Source organism: Thermus caldifontis (assembly GCF_003336745.1).
Lineage (GTDB): Bacteria > Deinococcota > Deinococci > Deinococcales > Thermaceae > Thermus > Thermus caldifontis.
The window spans coordinates 87,196-103,203 of the sequence record NZ_QGMX01000003.1 but is presented as its reverse complement, the minus strand read 5'-3'; the positions used below and the strand labels follow the sequence as shown (position 1 = coordinate 103,203).

Below are 16,008 nucleotides of genomic sequence, written 5' to 3'. Positions count from 1 at the left end.
TCCATGATAGGGAACTTCCCTTCCTTAGGCCAGGGGCATTTGTCCTAGGCCTTTGGGGAGGTGGGCGCACCGGGGGTCAGCGGCCAGGTGGTCCCCGGTTTCCGCCCAGGCCCGGGCCCGGCTTCCCCCGCAAACCTCCCGGTACTCGCAGACCCCGCACTTGCCCTTAAGGAGGGCTTTGTTGCGAAGCTCCAGGAAGAGGGGGCTATGCCGGTAGATCTCCAGAAGGGGCTTCTCCCGCACATTGCCAGCGGAAAGGGGCAGGAAACCGGAGGGGTAGACCTCCCCCGTGGAGGAAACGAAAACGAAACCAAAGCCGTCGGAGAGGTGCACCCCCCGGCCCTCCCCCACCAAGGCCCCGTCCTCACCGCCCTCTTTCCTGCGGCGCTCCAGGGCCACCCGGCGGAACATGGGGCCTTCCGTGGTGCGCACCTTGAAGGGGTAGCGGCGGGAAAGGTCGTAAAGAAGGTGCATCACCTCCTCGTATTCCTCGGGGGAAAGTTGCTCTAGAAGCGCTCCCCGGCCCACGGGTACCAGGAAGAAGACCTCCCAGGTAGCCACCCCCTTTGCCGCCAGGATCTCGGCGATGCCGGTGAGTTCCCCCTTGGTCCTCCGGGTCACGGTGGTGTTCACCTGGGTCATGAGGCCCACCTCCCGGGCCCATTCCAGGGCCTTAAGGGCCCGGGCAAAGGTGCCGGGAACGCCCCGGAAGCCATCGTGGCTTTCCGGTGTGGCCCCGTCCAGGGAGATGGCCATCTGGTGGACGGAAAGCTCCTTGAAGCGGGCCACCACCTCCCGGGTGAGCCGGGGGGTGACGGCGGGGGTGATGCCCACCTTGAGGCCCAGGCGCCTGGCCTCCTCCAGGAGGAGAAACAGGTCGGGCCGGGCCAGAGGGTCACCCCCCGTGGGCAGGAGGATGGGCCTCGGGGTGTAGGTGGCAAGCTCCTGCAAAAGCCTTAGCCCCTCCTCGGTGGTGAGCTCCCCGGGCAAGGGGTCGGGCACCGCTGAGGCCCGGCAGTGCAAGCAGGCGAGAAGGCAGGCCCGGGTCATCTCCCAGGCCACCAGGAGGGGGAAGCGGTGCAGATCGGGTTTCATCCTTCCAGGATGCTCCCTGAGGTCAGGGGCAGATGTCCCTAGCGGGGGAGGGTGAGGCGGTAGGTGAGGGTGCGGGTTTCTTGGGGCTTCAAGGCCAGTTCCAGGCGGTACCCCTGGGGAAGGAGGCTGGCCCCGGGGAAGTCCAGGCGGAAGGGCTGGGGGAAGGTTTCCGAGAGGAGGAGGGCGATGGGGTAGGGGTAGGGGTTTTTGAAGCGGGTTTCCACCCGGTAGGTGGCTTCCCTTTCGCTTTGGCCCAGCAGGCTCACCGTCCGTTCCAGCCGGCCCTCCAGGTCCCGTCCCAGCCACACCTCCGCCACCTCCCCCTCAGGGGTAGGGGGAAGCAGGGCCTGCCCCAGGAAGAAGCCTCCCTCCACCACCTCCAGGGTCCCCGGCGCCAGGGGAAAGGGGGCTTGGAAGCGGTAGCCCCGTTCCAGGGCCAAAAACCTGTCCGTGCGGAAGGGGCCTTGGTAGCGGAGGAGCCGGCTGGGGTTCACCTGGGCCTTGAGGGCGGGGATCTCCGTGGTCCCAGGTTCTAGCCTTCTGGGTGGGAGCCCATAGCGGAAGAGGCCAAAAGGGCTTTCCCCTAAAGGAAGGGCCTCCGCCAGGGCCCGCATGGGTAGACCCTTGGCCTCGGCCACGCCCAGGATGGGCGCTTCCCCGGCGAGCAGGGTGAGCTTTCTGGCTTCCAGGGGCCCTCCCTCCAGCCTAAGCCGGGCCCAGAGGGTGAGGGTGGCCCCCTCCAAGGTGTAGAAGACCTCCCCGGAAAGCCCGGTGTAGAGGTAGCGCAAGGTGGCGGGGCCCTCTCCTTGGTAGCGGAAGAGGACCGCGGTGCCCTGGTAGACCCGCTCCGTTTCCTCCACCCCAAGGAGGCGCAGGGACCCTGGGACCATGCGGGAAAGCTTCTCCCCAGCCAGATAGGCCCAGGCGGAAGGGGGGAGGATTACCGGTTCCTTGACCTCGGCAAAGCTGGGATAGACCGCCACCTCCTGGGCCAGGGCGGAAAGGCCTAGGAGAAAGAGGGCCAAGAGCTTTCTCATGCCCCCAGTTTAAGGGCAAAAGCCTCCACCTGCTTGCGGGATAGGGGTCCCCCATGCCCCAGGTAGACGGTTTCTGCCCCCAGGTCCAGGATTTTGCGCACGGTCCTTTTGGCCAAGGCGTGATCCTCGTTGATGAACCGGGGGGGAAGGCCGTGTCCCCTTAAGGCGTCTCCGGCGAGGAGGAGGCCATCCCGGAAAAGCCCCACCTGCCCTAGGGTGTGGCCGGGAAGCTCCACCACCCTCCACCCCAGGATCTCCTCCCCTTCCTCCACCGGCCTTAAGGCTTCCCGGGGAAGGGGTGGGGCCAGGTTGGCCAGCCAGGAGCCCAAGAAGGGGATGGGCAAGGGGGGCCTGGGCTTTTCCTTAAGGAGGTACGGCCACTCCCGGGGATGGGCCAGGATGGGCAGGCCAAACCTTTCCCAAAGGGCCCGGGCGCCGCCCGCATGGTCCAGGTGGTGATGGGTGAGGAAAAGGAGCCTAGGGGGTTCCTGGAGAAGTCTAAGAAGCCTTCCCGCCTCCCAAGGGAGCCCGGCATCCACCAGGAAATACCCCCCTTCTGCGGGAAGGCGATAGAGGTTGGCGGCAAAGGGCAAGGTCTCAGGCCCGCTCATGGATGGGAAGGATGCCCATCTCGGCCAAGGCTTCCCGGATGCCCCGGGCGTCTATGCCCGCCTGGCGGTGGAGGCTTGGGATGGAACCATGCTCCAAGAAGCGGTCGGGAAGGGCTAGGACCTTCACCTCGGGCTTTAAGCCCATCTCGTTCAGGGCCTCGAGGACCGCGCTCCCAAATCCCCCCATCCCCTGGTGGTCCTCCACGGTGAGGAGCCGGTAACGGGAGAGCTCCTTCAGCCTTTCCCGGTCCAGGGGCTTGAGGAAGCGGGCGTTCACCACCCCCACCCTGGGGTCGTCTTGGGCGGCCTCGAGGGCGTACCTCAAGGTCTTGCCAAAGGCCAGGATGTAGACCTCGGTGCCCTCCTTGAGCACCTCCCACCGGCCCCAAGCGATCTCCGGCCAGCTGCCCTCGGGAACCCGCTCCACGTTGTCCCGGGGGTAACGGATGGCCACTGGGCCCCCGATCTCCAGGGCCTTTTTCAGCATGGCCCGAAGCTCTAAAGCGTCCTTGGGGGCAGCGATCTGCAGGTTGGGGATGGTGCGCAGGTAGGCGATGTCAAAGACCCCGTGGTGGGTGGCCCCATCCGCCCCCACCACCCCCGCCCGGTCTATGGCGAAGATGACGGGAAGGCCCTCTATGGCCACGTCGTGGATCACCTGGTCGTAGGCTCGCTGCAGGAAGGTGGAGTAGATGGCCACGATGGGCTTTAGGCCCCTTAAGGCCATACCCGCCGCCACCGTCACCGCCACGTCCTCGCAGATGCCCACGTCCAGGTAGCGCTCGGGGTGCTCCTGGGAGTAGCGCACCAGCCCCGAGCCCTCCCGCATGGCGGGGGTGAGGACAAAAAGGCGGGGTTCCAGGTGGGCCAGCTCCGTGACCGCATCCCCAAAGGCCTGGCTCCAGGTGTAGCCCTTGGAGACTTTCTCCGGCCGGTTGGGGTCAAAGCCGGAAGGCCCATGCCAGTAGATGGGGTCGGCCTCCGCCACCTTGTACCCCTTGCCCTTCTGGGTAACCACGTGGAGGAGGGTGGGGCCGTCCAGCTCCTTGAGGTGCTCCAGGATGTGAATAAGGCCCTTCAAGTCATGCCCATCCACGGGGCCCACGTAGCGGATCCCCCAGGCGTAGAAGGGGTTTTCCTGGTGAAGGATGAGCTTGGCCGCCTCCTTGGCCCGGTCCACCAGGCCGAAGAGCTTGGGGGAGATGTGTTCCAGGATGCTCCGGCCCAGCTTCTCGGCATCCTGGACCCACTTTCTTATCTGGAGCTCCTTGAAGTACTTGTTGAGGGCCCCCACGTTCTCCGAGATGCTCATCTCGTTGTCGTTCAGGATGATGAGCATCTTTTTGCCCAGTTCCCCGATCTTGTTGAGGGCGGCCAGGGCCATGCCCCCGGTAAGGGCCCCGTCCCCGATCACCGCCACCACATGGTGGTCCTCCCCCTTGAGGTCCCGGGCGATGGCCATGCCCAGGGCGTGGGCCAAGGAGGTGCTGGCGTGGCCGGCGGTGATGGCGTCGTGCTCCGACTCGGAGACCTTGGTGAAACCGGAAAGCCCCCCTTCCTGCCTTAGGGTGTGGAAGCGGTCCTTGCGCCCGGTGATGAGCTTGTGGGCGTAGGCTTGGTGGCCCACGTCAAAGAGGATGCGGTCCTTTGGGGACTGGAAGACCCGGTGCAGGGCTAGGATGAGCTCCACCGCCCCTAGGGAGCTCGCCAGGTGGCCGCCGTTTTGCGCCGTGACCCGGATGATCTCGCTACGGATCTCCTCGGCCAGCTCCAGGAGCTCCTCGAGGCTCAGACCCTTAAGGTCCAAAGGGCTATTCACCTTGTCCAGTACCATCTTTCCCCCTAGAAGTTCTTCTCCACCAGGATGCGGCCTTCCCGGGTGCGCACCTCCCCCACCCGGGGAACGAACCAGACCTCCCGCGCATCCTGGCCGCGCTCATCCTGATACACCTGACGGATCCGGTACACCCGGAAGACCCCCGCCGGCAGGCGCACCTCCCGCTCCTCCAGCACCTCCATGGAGTAGCCCAGGCCGCCTTGGGCCAAGGGCTCCCGCCCCCCAGGGGTGAGGAGTTCCACCCGCACCGTCACCTTACCCCCCCAGCGGTAGCCCGGGCTCAGGAGGGCTTCCGGCGGGTACTCCAGGATGGGCGGGGTGAAGACCACCCGGGCGGAAGGGTCCTGGAAGCCTAAAAGCCGCACGCCAAAGGCCCCCACCTGCCGGTAGTAGACCCTATCCTCCCCCCGGCCGTAGCTCCGGTAGCGCAAGGCCTCCTGGCCCTCGTAGAGGGCGGGGCCTTCCACCCGCACCCGGTAGGGGGGGGTGGAAAGGGCTTCCCCCTCGGGTACATACACCCACTCCAGCCCCGTGGTGGCGGGGTAAAAGCCGGTTTCCCTCAGGAGGGGGCGGGCCTCGGGGGCCTGGGTGGCCTGGGGTAAGCAGGCGGAAAGGAGGAGGGTAAGGGCCATAAGGCTCCGCCTCATGATAGGGAGTTTACCCCTTAAGTCCCGTGGGCCGGCCCACACTCCTAGCCTGAAGTTAGGCTTCTCCCAGCTCCCGCTTCAGGCGGAGGAGCTCCTCCTCCAGCTCTTTGTCGGCGGAGAGGGCGGCAAGCTCCTTGTCCAGGTCCTGGCCGTCCAGCTCCTTTAGGGCCTCGTGCCGGTCCTCCATGGAGAGGATCCGGGCCTCCATTTCCTCAAAGGCCTCGAGGGCCGGGTGCTGGTCCAGCCTAGACTCCATGCGCCGCACCGCCTCAGCAGCCTCCACCCCCTTCTTGCGGGCGAGGAAGAGTTTCTTGCGGGCCTCGGCCTCGTCGATCTTGGCCTCCAGGGCCTTGAGCTGGGTCATGAGGCGATCCATAAGGGCCTTCTGCTCCTCCGCCTGCTGCTTAAAGCCCTCGGCCAGGTCCAAGGCCCTTTTCCTGCGCCTAAGGGCCTCCTTGGCCAGGTCCTCGCGGCCTGCCTTAAGGGCCTCCTTGGCCTTCTCCTCCCAAAGGGAAGCCTCCTTAAGGTGGCTTTCCACCTCCCGTTCCAGGCGCTTGCCCTCGGCCATGGCGGCGGCCACCTGCTCCCGGGCCTCCCTTAAGGCCCCCTTCATATCCTCCAGGGCCTGGTTGATGATCTTCTCCGGGTCCTCGGCCCGGCGGAGAAGGTCGCTGAGGTTGGCGCGAATGAGACGGCTTAGGCGATCCAAAAGGGTCATGGCTTTACCTCCTAGGATTGAGTATGCCACACCGGTCCTTGACCGGGGCGGGGAGAAGGAGTAGGGTTGCCCTGGTCGTATGTGCGTGCGTTTCCCAATGGAGGGCATGCCCCGCTTCTTGCAGCTGCTTTCCTACCTGGTGCCCGCCCGCTACCTCATAGAGGTTCTGCGGGGGGTGATGCTGAAGGGGGTGGGGTTTGGCGTGCTGTGGCCCCACCTTTTGGCCCTTTTCCTCTTCTCCGCCCTGGTTCTCCTCCTGGCCTCCGCACGTTTCCAAAGGCAGGTGGTGGCATGAGGGGGTGGTGGGCAGGGATGCTTTTTCTGGGCCTGGCCCTGGCCCAGGGGCGCCTCGAGGCCGGGGTCTATGGAGCCCCGGGGGCCTTGGCCTCTACCCTCGAGGTGGGCTTCACCTTGGAGCCGGGGGAGGTTTACGCAAGGCTCCAGGTGGGGCAGGAAAGCCGGGGGGCTTTGGGGCTCTCCTCCAGCCTGGCCCTGGGGCCCTTGGGGTACCTGGCCTACGGCCTGCAAGCCGAGGCGGGAGTGGGGGGGCTTGGGGGAATGGCCTTTGCCGAAGGGGGCGCCGGCCCCTTGGCCCTGGCGGCGCGGCTCGGCTACCGCCCGAAGGGGCTTTTCCCCCTGTTTCCCGAGGAGGGGGTGTTTGGCCGGCTCTCCTTGCGCTACCGGCTGGTGCCCAAGGAGGTGGTGGGGTTTCTTTGGGAAGGGGGCGAGCACTTCCGGGCCGAGGTGAGCTACGCCCTGAGGGAGGGGGCCACCTACACCTTGGGGGCGGGTTTTTCCCGCCTTCCCTACCTGTTTTTGGGCTGGAAGGGGGAGGTGGGGGAAGGGATGGAGGTCCTGGACCTCTCCTTGCGCCTGGGGGGGCTAAACCGCCTGGAGGCAGGGCTTTACTTAGGGGAGGCTAGCCTTTTCCTCACCCTTTCCTATCCCTTTGCGGGTAGCCTCGGGGTGTGGCTTGGGGACCTGGGCTTGGAAGGAGGGTACAGGCAAGCCCCTTACGCCTGGGTCCGGTATGCCTGGAGGTGGCCATGAAGGCGATGTCCTGGGGAATCCTGTTGGTGCTGGCGACGGCCTTGGCCCAGCCCGTGGGCGAGATCCTGGACCGGGTGGAGAAGAACCTGCAAGAACCCTGGCAGGCGATGGTGCAGGGCCAGATCCAAGGACCCGGGGGGCAGGAGGAGCTTAAAGCCCGGGTCCTGGCCATCCCCAAGGAGAACCTTTTCCGCATAGAGTTTCAAAAGCCCGGCTCCTTGGAGGGCAACTTCACCGTGATTACGGAAAAAGAGGTCTGGAACTACCTCTACCTCACCAACCAGCTCGTCATCAGCCCCAAGGGGAAGGCCCAGGTGCAGGGCTTGGGGTTTAGCCCTCAAGGCCTGGGGGACCTGAAGGCCCTTTCCCAGGGGGTGAGCCTGCGCCTTGTGGGGGAGGAGCGCCTGCCGGAGGGCATGGCCTGGAAACTTGTGGGCCAGGCCCAGGAGGGCCAGGGCTTCGCCACCTTGGAGCTTTACATCCTGAAGGTCGATCCTAGGCCCGTGCGCTTCGTGTTCCGCGACGAGGCGGGAAAGGTTCTGGCCGACCTTAGGGTGGCGGAGTTCAAGAAAGCCGCCTTGCGCCCCCAGGACCTCAAGCGCTACCCCAAGGACGCCCAGGTGGTGCGGCGCTAGGGTTCGGCGTAGAGGGGGGTGGAAAGGTACTTCCAGCCGCCATCGGGGCTGATGCAGGCCACCCTCTTCCCGGGGCCCAGTTCCCGGGCCACCTTTAGGGCCGCCCACAGGATTCCCCCGGAGCTCATCCCCAAAAAAAGCCCCTCCTCCTTGGCCAAGCGCCGGGCCAGGGGAAAGGCATCCTCTTCCCAGACCTGGATGACCCCATCCAGAAGGGAAAGGTCCAGGTTTTCCGGGATGAAGCCGGGCCCCATGCCCTGGAACTGGTGCTGTCCCATCTTTCCCCCGGAGAGGACGTTGGAGCGGGCGGGCTCCACGGCGATCACCTTCACCCCGGGGAGCCTTTCCTTCAAGTACCGCCCCACCCCGGTGATGGTCCCCCCGGTGCCCGAACCGTAGACGAAGGCGTCGATGCGCCCCTCCAGGGCCGCAAAAAGCTCGGGCCCTGTGGTCTCGTAGTGGGCGCGCACGTTGGCGGGGTTGGCGAACTGGTCGGGCATGAAGGCCCCAAGCTCCTCCTTAAGGCGCAAGGCCTCCTCCCGGGCGGCCAGCATCCTGCGGCTGGGGTCGGTGAGGACCAGCTCCGCTCCAAAGGCCTTGAGGACCCGCTTCCTTTCCTCGGACATCTGGGCGGGCATGGTGAGGATCAGGCGGTAGCCGCGGCTTGCGGCGATCATGGCCAGGCCGATCCCCGTGTTCCCGCTGGTGGGCTCCACGATGACCTGGCCCGAGCCGGGGCGGAGGAGACCCTTTTCCTCGGCATCCCGGATCATGTACCAGGCGGGGCGGTCCTTGATGGACCCCCCGGGGTTGAGGCCTTCCAGCTTCACCCAGACTTCGGCCATTTCCGGCTCCACCACCTTGAAAAGGCGCACCGTGGGAGTCTTGCCGATGATGGCTTCCACCCGCATACCCCCACTATAGCCTTTGGCAAGGAGGGGAAAGGCCCCTTGGGTACAGGAAAAGAGCCGGGCATCTTTCCTGGGGGAAAGAGGTCTGCTAGGCTAGAAGGAGCAAGCTCGGCTTGCGAAAGGGTGACCATGAAGGTTGAACAGGACAAGGTAGTGACCATCCGTTACACCCTCCAGGTGGAGGGGGAGGTGCTGGACCAGGGGGAGCTTTCCTATTTGCATGGGCACGGCAACCTGATCCGGGGCCTCGAGGAGGAACTGGAAGGCCGCATGGAAGGGGAGAGCTTCCAGGCCCACGTGCCCGCAGAGAAGGCCTATGGCCCCCGCGACCCTGAGGGGGTCCAGGTGGTGCCCCTTTCCGCCTTCCCCGAGGATGCGGAGGTGGTGCCTGGGGCCCAGTTCTACGCCCAGGACATGGAGGGGAACCCCATGCCCCTTACCGTGGTGGAGGTCCAGGGGGAGGAGGTGACCATCGACTTCAACCACCCCTTGGCGGGCAAGGACCTGGACTTTGAGGTGGAGGTGGTGAAGGTACGGGAGGCCACCCCCGAGGAGATCCTCCACGGCCACGTGCACGCGGACGGACATTCCCACTAAGCCCCTTTGGGAAGCCCCAAGGCCCCTTGCGGTTTTGGGGCTTGACTTTTTGACCTGGCCGTGGGATAGTAAGGAGTCCCTGGAAAACCAGATGGGTTTGAGGGATGAAGGAGAAGCATGAAGAAGGGTACGGTTAAGTGGTTCAACGCGGAAAAGGGCTACGGGTTCATCCAACAGGAAGAGGGTCCGGATGTGTTTGTGCACTTTACGGCCATTGAGGCTGAGGGTTTCCGCAGCCTGAACGAAGGGGACCGGGTGGAGTTTGAGGTGGAGCCCGGCCGGGGCGGCAAGGGCCCCCAGGCCAAGAAGGTCCGCCGCCTCTAGCAGATCCCCCTGTGCAGAAGGCCCCTTCGGGGGCCTTTTTGCCTTAGAGAAAAGGGGGATGTGGGGGGTTACAATCCCCCGGTTTGCAAACCGGGGATACATGGGTCAGCGAGGCTACATGCGACCGGAGGGAGCTTAGCCCCCCACGTCCGCCCGAGGTTCATTTGGAGCAGGGGCTCCAAGGCGGCAGACGTGCTACCATGGGATGGAGGTACGGTGATCCGAAAGGCCTTCAAGTACCGCCTCTACCCCACCAAGCCCCAGGCTCGGGACCTGGAGCGCACCCTCTCCCTGTCCCGACAGCTCTACAACGCTGCACTTCAGGAACGTAGAGAGGCCTACAAGAAGGCAGGCAAGACGGTGGGCTTCTACCAGCAGAAACGCTATTTGCCCCAGATACGGGCCGAGCTGCCGGAGTACAAGGGCGTCCACTCCCAGGTCCTCCAGAACGTCATTGAACGGGTAGACAAAGCCTTCCAGGGATTCTTCCGCAGGGTAAAGGCAAAGGGAGGGAAAGCCGGCTACCCCCGCTTCAAGGGGAAGGGACGCTACGACTCCTTCACCTTCCCCCAGGCCGGAGTAACCGGAGTCAAACTCCAGAAGGACAGTAAACGGGTTTACATTTATGGCATCGGCTCGGTGAAGATAAAGCTTCACCGACCCCTGGAAGGCAAGATAAAGACGGCCACGGTCAAAAGGGAAGGGGACCACTGGTACATCGTCTTTGTCTGTGAGGTGGAGCCCAAACCCCTACCCGAAAGCCATGAGGCCATTGGGATAGACCTAGGTACCAACCCTCACTTTCTCGTCACCTCCGACGGGGAGATGGTAGAAGCTCCCAGGCACTACCAGAGGACCCAGGCTAAACTTGCGGATGCACAGAGGAAGCTCTCCCGAAAGAAAAGGGGTAGCCACCGCTACAAAAAGGCCAAAAGACAGCTTGCCAAACTGCACCAAAAAATCGCCAACCAGCGCAAAGACTTCCACCACAAACTTGCCAGGAAGCTCGTAAACCGTTATGGCACCATTGTCCACGAAGACCTGAACATCCATGGGCTTGCCCGTTCTCGCATCGCCAAGGGCGTACAGGATGCGGGATGGGCCCAGTTTCTCCGAATCCTCGCCCACAAAGCGGCGGAAGCTGGTAGGCGCGTCCTGGGGGTAGACCCCAGACACACGAGCCAAGATTGCCCCATATGTGGGTACCGGGAGAAGAGGCCTTTGTGGGTAAGGGAGTTTACCTGTTCTTTTTGCGGAACACCTCTTCACCGGGACGTAGCGGCAGCTATAAACATCTTAGCCAGGGCTTGGACGGAGCCTTTGGGGGCAGGTTTAAACTTGTCCCCGAGAAGCCCCGCTCTTTAGAGCGGGGAGTCGTCACGCTTGGGGTATGCGCATCCTGGTTTCCAACGACGACGGCATCTTCTCTCCCGGAATCAAGGCCTTGGGCCTGGCCATGCGGGAGCTGGGCGAGGTGTATGTGGTGGCCCCCGATGTGGAGCAGTCCGCGGTGGGCCATGGCATCACCGTAAGGCGCCCTTTGCGCTTCAAACACACCGCCAGCGCCGGTTTCGGGGAGATTCCCGCCTACCGGGTGGACGGCACCCCCGCCGACTGCGTGGTACTGGGGGTGCACCTTCTGGGCCGGCCGGACCTTTTGGTCTCCGGCATCAACATCGGGGTGAACCTGGGCTTGGACCTCACCCATTCGGGCACGGTGGCCGCCGCCTTGGAGGGTACGTCCTTGGGCATTCCCTCCATCGCCTTCAGCCTGGATACCTCTGGCGAGGAGTTGGATTTCAGCCTGGCGGCCAAATGGGCGGTGCGCATCGCTCGTATGGTGGCAAAGAAGGGGCTTCCCAAGGGGGTACTTCTCAACGTGAACTTCCCGGCGGGAATGCCCAAGGGTATAAGGGTTACCCGGCTTTCCACCCACCACTGGGAGGACACGGTGGTGGAGCGCCTGGACCCCGAGGGGAAGCCCTATTACTGGATCGCCGGCACCCCGGTGGGGGAAGAGGAGGAGGGCACGGATCTCCATGCGGTGCGGCGGGGGTACATCTCCATCACCCCGGTGAGCCTGGACTTCACCGCCTTGGACCTTCTGGAGGAGGTGGGGCGCTGGGTGGAGGAGCTATGACCACGGGCATCCCCTCCCTTAGCCTAAGGCCTTCCTTGGCGCTCCCTTGGTGGATGCCGATCTCCAAAAGCCCGGCGCTTCCCAGGTAGGCCACGGCCTCGCCTTTTTCCACGTCGGCAAAGGTCTTGCGGATGGGGATCCTCTTCCCCGCCACCTCCACAAACCCCCCTAGGGGGGCCTCGAGGAGGGTGGTGATGGCGTTGCCAAAGCGGTCAAAGGTGAGGACCTCCCCTTGGGGTCCTGGGGTAAGGGAGAGGGGGAGGCGCACCAGGTCCCGTACGGGCACCTCCGGTCCGAGCCCTTCCAGAGCCAGCCCCAGGGCCAGGTGGGCCGCAGCGGGGGCGAAGAGGTCGCGGCCGTGGAAGGTGTGGCCCCCCGGGGCCCAGCCTGGCAGGGGGAGGATGCCCTTGGGGCTTGGAGGGGAGATGCGGGCGATCTCATGGGCTCGGATGGGTGGGTCCAGGAGCCAGGCCAGGGTGAAAAGGCCGTTGTCGGGCCCCACGTAAAGGCGTCTTCCCAAAGCGGCGATGGCCCGCCTCCTGGTGCCCACCCCGGGGTCCACCACCGCCAGGACCACCGCCCCTTCCGGCAGGTAAGGGAGGGCTTCAACGAGGGCATAGGCGGCCCGGCGCAGGTCCTGAGGGGGTAGGGCGTGGGCCAGGTCCAGGACGGGTACCCCAGGGGCCCTTTCCCAGAGAACCGCCCTCACCACCCCCACGTAGGGGTCCTCGAGGCCAAAATCGGAAAGGAAGAAGACGGGACGCATGTTCTTGAGGGATTCCCAACCCGGCAAAGCCGGGGTGGCCTTAGAAGGCCCGAAGCCAGGAGGCGGGGAAGAGGGCCAGGATCACCCCCGCCACCACCCAGCCCAGGGCCAGCCCCAAGGTGCCCTCCGCCCGCTCCTTAGCCCAAAGGAGCCCAGCCCCCAGGAGAAGGAGGAGGAAGGTGGGCCCGGGCACGGCCAGGGCGAAGAGAAGGGCTGCCAGATAGGGGTGGAGGTCCTTATACCGCTCCTTGAGGACCAGGGGAACGAGGCCTCGGAAAAAGGGCTCCATGAGGGCCAGGCCCAGGAAGGCCAGGAGGTTTAGGGGCAGGGTGCCAAGCCCCAGGGCTTCCCTGACCCAGCCGTAGAGGAAGAGGAGAAGGACCAAAGCCGGCCCCACCCAGAACCCTTCAATCCAGGTGGACCAGGAACCGAGCAGGTTAGGGAGGCGCTTGCGGAACCCCCTTACCAGCAAAAGGCTGGCGAAGAGGAGAAGACCATAGATGAGGTAAAGGTTGGGGAGGAGGAGGTCCTTCTGGTAGGGGGTGAAAAGGGCTAGGGCGTTGGCGAACAGGGCCTTTCCCAGCAAGGCGGCCAACAAAAGGGAGAGGAGGAGGCTACCCAGGAGGGTGAGGTAAAGGCTTCCCGGCCCCGGCAAGGGGTCCTCCACCACCTCGAGGGTGCGCAGGGGTTCGATGCGGCTTTCCCCCAGGAGGACCAGGAGCAAAAAGAGCAAGAAGACGAGAAGCCACGGCCAGGCCCTGGCCAGGAGGCGGGCGGGGAGGTTTTCCAGGGTGGAAAGCTGCTTCAAGGCCGCCTGCCCCTGGGCAAGCTGCCCCTGCCCCAGGTAGGCCAGGACCAGGAGGGAAAGGGCCTCGCTTTGCATCCGGGGCTGGGCGGAAAGCTCGGGGAGAAGCCCCTCCAAAAGGGGGATGGCCTCCTGGGGTTTGCCCGAAAGGAAGAGGAGGCGGCCCCTTTCCAGCCTTTCCCCCAGGGTAGGGCCCAGGACCTTTAGACCCTCCTGGGGATGCCCCAGGGCCAGGTAGAGCTGGGCCAGGAATAGCCGGGCTTCGGGGGTAGGGGGTAGGTTTTGGGCGAACCCCAAGGCCTCCTCGTACCGGCGAAGGGCCTTTAGGGCCTGGGCCTTTAGCAGGTTGGCCTCGGGTCCTGGAGGCAGGGAAAGCTTGAGGACCTCCGCGGCCTGGCCTTTTTGCAGGAGGATCCGGGCGCGAAGGAGCCGGGCCTCCGGTTCGTCGCCCAGTTGCCCCAGGTAGCTTTCCGCCTGCCCCAGGTCCCCCCTTTCCAGATGGATGCGGGTGAGGAGAAGGAGGCTTGGCCGGTGTTCGGGGTCGCTTTTAAGGGCCAGTTCGCAGGTGGCCTGGGCGCTTTCCAGGGCTCCTTGTTGGAAAAGCCGCTGGCAACGGGTGAAATAATCCTCGGCTCCCTGGGCCCATGCGGGGAGGCCCAGGAGCAACAATCCCAGGATAAGCCTCATGCCTTCCAGTTTACGCCGGGCAGGCTTTAGACCCGGTATAATCCCAGCGGGTGAGACCCGTGAAACACTGGATACCCTTTCTTTTGGTGGCGGCCCTGGCCTTGGGCCTGGCCCAGGCGCCGCAGGTGGCGGCCTTGCTGGATGCGGGGCGGTTTCAAGAGGCCTATGAGCTTGGCCTGAAGCAGGGCACCCCCGAGGCCCTGGCCTTAGCCGCCAAGGGAGCCAGCTTCTACGCCCTTTACCAGGCCAAGCCCGAGGAGAAGCGCCCCTGGTTTGAGAAGGCGGAGAAGGCCGCCTCCCAGGCCATCGCCAAGGCTCCCGAGTTTCCCGAGGGTTACTTTGAGCGGGCCCGGGCCTTAGGGCGGCTTTCCCAGTTCAAGGGGATCCTCGAGGCCCTGGCGGAGGGCCTGGCCCCTAGGATCAAAGGCGATCTGGAGAAAACCCTGAAGCTCAAACCCGACCACGCCGGGGCCATGGTGGCCTTGGCCCTGTGGCACTTTGAGCTGGTGCAGAAGGGCTGGTTGGTGGCGGCCACCCAGGGGGCGGATGGCTCGAGGGTGGAGCCCCTCATGCAAAAGGCCATAGCGCTGGAGCCCGACATGATCATCCACCGGGTGGAGTACGCCAAGGTCCTTGCGGCCTGGGGCAAGAAGGAGGAGGCGAGAAAACAGCTGGAAACCGCCCTCTCCCTTCCCGCCAAAACCGCCGCCGACCGCTACGACCAAGAAAGGGCCCAGCAAGAGCTGGCCAAGCTGAGGTAGGCCTAGCCCTCTAAAAGCACCACCGCCCGGGCTTGGATATGCTTGGGGGCAAGTCCTTCTGAGGTCTTGAAGGTAAGGCCGATGCCGTCCAAAGGGAGGCCTAGAAGCCTGGAAAGATTCTCCTGGAGGGCCTTGCGGTGGGGGGAAAGCTTGGGCTGGTCCAGGACGATGGCCAGGCTTACCTGGATCAGCTTTCCCCCCCTTTCCCCCACCTGGCGGAGGGCTTCTTGTAGGAAAACCTCGCTCCTTGCCCCTTGCCAGCGGGGGTCGGTGTCGGGGAAAAGGAGGCCGATATCCCCAAGGCCAAAGGCGGAAAGCAAGGCGTCGGTGAGGGCGTGTAAGGGAGCATCCCCATCGGAATGGGCCAGGGCCCCGTGGGGGCTTGGGATCAAGAGGCCGCAGAGGTAGAGGGGCTTGCCCTCCACAAGGCGGTGGCTATCCTCCCCGTAGCCTAGGCGCATGGCTATACTTTAGGGCATGCCGAGCTTTGCGGAAGCCCTAGCCCTCATGGAGGCCTGGACGGAAAGCGAGTCCCTAAGGCGGCACATGCGGGCGGTGGAGGTGGCCATGCGGGCCTACGCCCGCCGCTTTGGGGAGGACGAGGAGGTTTGGGCCATGGCCGGAGTCCTCCACGACATGGACTACGAGAAATACCCTGAGGAGCACCCCTACCGGGGGGTGGAGGAGCTGAGGCGCCTGGGTTACCCCGAGGAGGTCTTGCAGGCCATCCTGGGCCACGCCTCTTACACTGGGGTTCCCCGCAAGTCCCTGATGGCCAAGGCCCTCTTCGCTGTAGACGAGCTCACCGGCCTCATCACCGCCGCGGTTTATGTGCGGCCAGACCGCTCCATCCTGGGCCTCGAGCTGCCAAGCCTCAAGAAGAAGTTCAAGGACAAGGCCTTCGCCAGGGGAGTGAACCGGGAGGAGATCCTCAAGGGGGCCGAGGACCTGGGGCTTCCTCTGGAGGAGCACATGGCCTTTGTCCTCGAGGCCATGAAGGGGGAAGCCACGCTTTTGGGCCTAAAGTAGTTGCTTCTTTCCCCTAGCATCCGCTAGGGTGAAGGGCGTGGAACTACCTGATCTAAGCCCTTACCTGGGTCAGATGACCTTTGGCGGTTTGGCCGGGTATGCGGTGGGCTATGCCCTGAAGAAGGTGGGCCGGTTCCTGGCCATTGCCTTGGGCCTCCTTTTCATCGCCGTCCAGCTCCTGGCCCAGGCGGGGTATATCCAGGTGGACTGGACCCGTATCCAAAGGGATGTGGAGCCCCTGCTGCAGCAACCCGGCCTGCAAAGCTTCTGGGATAGGCTCCTAAAAACCCTCACCTATAACCTCCCCTTTGGGGCCAGCTTCGTGGGCGGGCTGGTCCTGGGCCTGAGGGCGGGATAG

20 protein-coding genes are annotated in these 16,008 nt (G+C 64.7%); 10 read left to right on the top strand and 10 right to left on the bottom strand.

Annotated features, from left to right (window positions below; all coding sequences use genetic code 11):
• Positions 1-24: 24 nt before the first annotated feature.
• From DK874_RS06010 to DK874_RS05985, 6 genes are read right to left on the bottom strand one after another with little or no spacing between them, the layout of a single operon-like run.
• On the bottom strand, positions 25-1,095 hold the full coding sequence (locus DK874_RS06010; protein WP_114313119.1) for a TIGR04053 family radical SAM/SPASM domain-containing protein: 1,071 nt from the start codon (positions 1,093-1,095) through the stop codon (positions 25-27).
• A gap of 38 nt (positions 1,096-1,133) precedes the next feature.
• Positions 1,134-2,132, bottom strand: coding sequence for a hypothetical protein (locus DK874_RS06005; protein ID WP_114313118.1), 999 nt, complete (start codon positions 2,130-2,132; stop codon positions 1,134-1,136).
• Positions 2,129-2,743 (bottom strand): MBL fold metallo-hydrolase, encoded by a 615-nt coding sequence (locus DK874_RS06000; RefSeq protein WP_114313117.1) that lies wholly within the window; start codon positions 2,741-2,743, stop codon positions 2,129-2,131. The genes DK874_RS06005 and DK874_RS06000 overlap by 4 nt, the downstream gene beginning before the upstream one ends.
• Complete coding sequence (gene dxs, locus DK874_RS05995) at positions 2,730-4,577, bottom strand: 1-deoxy-D-xylulose-5-phosphate synthase (RefSeq protein ID WP_114313116.1); 1,848 nt, start codon at positions 4,575-4,577, stop codon at positions 2,730-2,732. Before dxs ends, DK874_RS06000 begins: the two co-directional genes overlap by 14 nt.
• A gap of 8 nt (positions 4,578-4,585) precedes the next feature.
• Entirely contained in the window at positions 4,586-5,227 is a 642-nt protein-coding gene (locus tag DK874_RS05990) for a hypothetical protein (protein ID WP_114313115.1), read from the bottom strand.
• Positions 5,228-5,282: 55 nt separating this feature from the next.
• Positions 5,283-5,945 (bottom strand): PspA/IM30 family protein, encoded by a 663-nt coding sequence (locus DK874_RS05985; protein WP_114313114.1) that lies wholly within the window; start codon positions 5,943-5,945, stop codon positions 5,283-5,285.
• 106 nt (positions 5,946-6,051) lie between these two features.
• On the opposite strand from DK874_RS05985, the gene DK874_RS05980 reads away from it, so the two are divergent.
• From DK874_RS05980 to DK874_RS05970, 3 genes are read left to right on the top strand one after another with little or no spacing between them, the layout of a single operon-like run.
• Positions 6,052-6,240: a hypothetical protein gene (locus DK874_RS05980; protein WP_240307615.1), complete on the top strand. Its 189-nt coding sequence runs from the start codon at positions 6,052-6,054 to the stop codon at positions 6,238-6,240.
• Entirely contained in the window at positions 6,237-6,995 is a 759-nt protein-coding gene (locus DK874_RS05975) for a hypothetical protein (RefSeq protein ID WP_114313113.1), read from the top strand. The genes DK874_RS05980 and DK874_RS05975 overlap by 4 nt, the downstream gene beginning before the upstream one ends.
• Positions 6,992-7,630: an outer membrane lipoprotein carrier protein LolA gene (locus DK874_RS05970; RefSeq protein ID WP_205387561.1), complete on the top strand. Its 639-nt coding sequence runs from the start codon at positions 6,992-6,994 to the stop codon at positions 7,628-7,630. Before DK874_RS05975 ends, DK874_RS05970 begins: the two co-directional genes overlap by 4 nt.
• Here the strand turns inward: DK874_RS05970 and cysK are convergent.
• A complete protein-coding gene (cysK, locus tag DK874_RS05965; protein ID WP_114313111.1) occupies positions 7,627-8,541 on the bottom strand; it encodes a cysteine synthase A in 915 nt (304 codons plus the stop codon). The two genes, DK874_RS05970 and cysK, sit on opposite strands and share 4 nt — an antisense overlap.
• Positions 8,542-8,670: 129 nt before the next feature.
• Here cysK and DK874_RS05960 point away from each other — a divergent pair, with 129 nt between their 5' ends.
• The 4 genes from DK874_RS05960 (at position 8,671) to surE (ending at position 11,602) form a co-directional block, all read left to right on the top strand.
• Positions 8,671-9,138, top strand: a complete 468-nt coding sequence (locus DK874_RS05960; protein WP_114313110.1) for an FKBP-type peptidyl-prolyl cis-trans isomerase — start codon at positions 8,671-8,673, stop codon at positions 9,136-9,138.
• A gap of 117 nt (positions 9,139-9,255) precedes the next feature.
• Entirely contained in the window at positions 9,256-9,462 is a 207-nt protein-coding gene (locus DK874_RS05955; RefSeq protein WP_114313109.1) for a cold-shock protein, read from the top strand.
• A 60-nt stretch (positions 9,463-9,522) separates the two neighbouring features.
• Entirely contained in the window at positions 9,523-10,827 is a 1,305-nt protein-coding gene (locus DK874_RS05950; RefSeq protein WP_240307614.1) for an RNA-guided endonuclease InsQ/TnpB family protein, read from the top strand.
• Positions 10,828-10,852: 25 nt separating this feature from the next.
• Complete coding sequence (gene surE / locus DK874_RS05945) at positions 10,853-11,602, top strand: 5'/3'-nucleotidase SurE (RefSeq protein ID WP_114313108.1); 750 nt, start codon at positions 10,853-10,855, stop codon at positions 11,600-11,602.
• Here the strand turns inward: surE and DK874_RS05940 are convergent.
• Both DK874_RS05940 and DK874_RS05935 read right to left on the bottom strand, forming a co-directional pair.
• Positions 11,550-12,368 carry a (R)-S-adenosyl-L-methionine hydrolase gene (locus tag DK874_RS05940; RefSeq protein WP_114313107.1) on the bottom strand — a complete coding sequence of 273 codons (819 nt, stop codon included), beginning with the start codon at positions 12,366-12,368 and terminating at the stop codon, positions 11,550-11,552. The genes surE and DK874_RS05940 overlap by 53 nt on opposite strands.
• Positions 12,369-12,408: 40 nt before the next feature.
• The gene (locus DK874_RS05935) at positions 12,409-13,860 is read right to left on the bottom strand and encodes a tetratricopeptide repeat protein (RefSeq protein ID WP_114313106.1); all 1,452 of its coding nucleotides are present in this window, start codon (positions 13,858-13,860) and stop codon (positions 12,409-12,411) included.
• Between the two features lie 95 nt (positions 13,861-13,955).
• On the opposite strand from DK874_RS05935, the gene DK874_RS05930 reads away from it, so the two are divergent.
• Positions 13,956-14,621, top strand: a complete 666-nt coding sequence (locus DK874_RS05930) for a tetratricopeptide repeat protein (RefSeq protein WP_114313260.1) — start codon at positions 13,956-13,958, stop codon at positions 14,619-14,621.
• Between the two features lie 2 nt (positions 14,622-14,623).
• On the opposite strand, the gene ispF is transcribed toward DK874_RS05930, so the two are convergent.
• Complete coding sequence (gene ispF, locus DK874_RS05925) at positions 14,624-15,082, bottom strand: 2-C-methyl-D-erythritol 2,4-cyclodiphosphate synthase (protein ID WP_114313105.1); 459 nt, start codon at positions 15,080-15,082, stop codon at positions 14,624-14,626.
• Positions 15,083-15,098: 16 nt separating this feature from the next.
• On the opposite strand from ispF, the gene DK874_RS05920 reads away from it, so the two are divergent.
• Positions 15,099-15,650: an HD domain-containing protein gene (locus tag DK874_RS05920; protein WP_114313104.1), complete on the top strand. Its 552-nt coding sequence runs from the start codon at positions 15,099-15,101 to the stop codon at positions 15,648-15,650.
• A gap of 37 nt (positions 15,651-15,687) precedes the next feature.
• Positions 15,688-16,008, top strand: coding sequence for an FUN14 domain-containing protein (locus DK874_RS05915; RefSeq protein ID WP_162798734.1), 321 nt, complete (start codon positions 15,688-15,690; stop codon positions 16,006-16,008).

Coding starts and splice junctions, on each gene's coding strand:
- DK874_RS06010 (WP_114313119.1), bottom strand. CDS start 1,095: ATGAAACCCGATCTGCACCGCTTCCCCCTCCTGGTGGCCTGGGAGATG.
- DK874_RS06005 (WP_114313118.1), bottom strand. CDS start 2,132: ATGAGAAAGCTCTTGGCCCTCTTTCTCCTAGGCCTTTCCGCCCTGGCC.
- DK874_RS06000 (WP_114313117.1), bottom strand. CDS start 2,743: ATGAGCGGGCCTGAGACCTTGCCCTTTGCCGCCAACCTCTATCGCCTT.
- dxs (WP_114313116.1), bottom strand. CDS start 4,577: ATGGTACTGGACAAGGTGAATAGCCCTTTGGACCTTAAGGGTCTGAGC.
- DK874_RS05990 (WP_114313115.1), bottom strand. CDS start 5,227: ATGAGGCGGAGCCTTATGGCCCTTACCCTCCTCCTTTCCGCCTGCTTA.
- DK874_RS05985 (WP_114313114.1), bottom strand. CDS start 5,945: ATGACCCTTTTGGATCGCCTAAGCCGTCTCATTCGCGCCAACCTCAGC.
- DK874_RS05980 (WP_240307615.1), top strand. CDS start 6,052: ATGCCCCGCTTCTTGCAGCTGCTTTCCTACCTGGTGCCCGCCCGCTAC.
- DK874_RS05975 (WP_114313113.1), top strand. CDS start 6,237: ATGAGGGGGTGGTGGGCAGGGATGCTTTTTCTGGGCCTGGCCCTGGCC.
- DK874_RS05970 (WP_205387561.1), top strand. CDS start 6,992: ATGAAGGCGATGTCCTGGGGAATCCTGTTGGTGCTGGCGACGGCCTTG.
- cysK (WP_114313111.1), bottom strand. CDS start 8,541: ATGCGGGTGGAAGCCATCATCGGCAAGACTCCCACGGTGCGCCTTTTC.
- DK874_RS05960 (WP_114313110.1), top strand. CDS start 8,671: ATGAAGGTTGAACAGGACAAGGTAGTGACCATCCGTTACACCCTCCAG.
- DK874_RS05955 (WP_114313109.1), top strand. CDS start 9,256: ATGAAGAAGGGTACGGTTAAGTGGTTCAACGCGGAAAAGGGCTACGGG.
- surE (WP_114313108.1), top strand. CDS start 10,853: ATGCGCATCCTGGTTTCCAACGACGACGGCATCTTCTCTCCCGGAATC.
- DK874_RS05940 (WP_114313107.1), bottom strand. CDS start 12,368: ATGCGTCCCGTCTTCTTCCTTTCCGATTTTGGCCTCGAGGACCCCTAC.
- DK874_RS05935 (WP_114313106.1), bottom strand. CDS start 13,860: ATGAGGCTTATCCTGGGATTGTTGCTCCTGGGCCTCCCCGCATGGGCC.
- ispF (WP_114313105.1), bottom strand. CDS start 15,082: ATGCGCCTAGGCTACGGGGAGGATAGCCACCGCCTTGTGGAGGGCAAG.
- DK874_RS05920 (WP_114313104.1), top strand. CDS start 15,099: ATGCCGAGCTTTGCGGAAGCCCTAGCCCTCATGGAGGCCTGGACGGAA.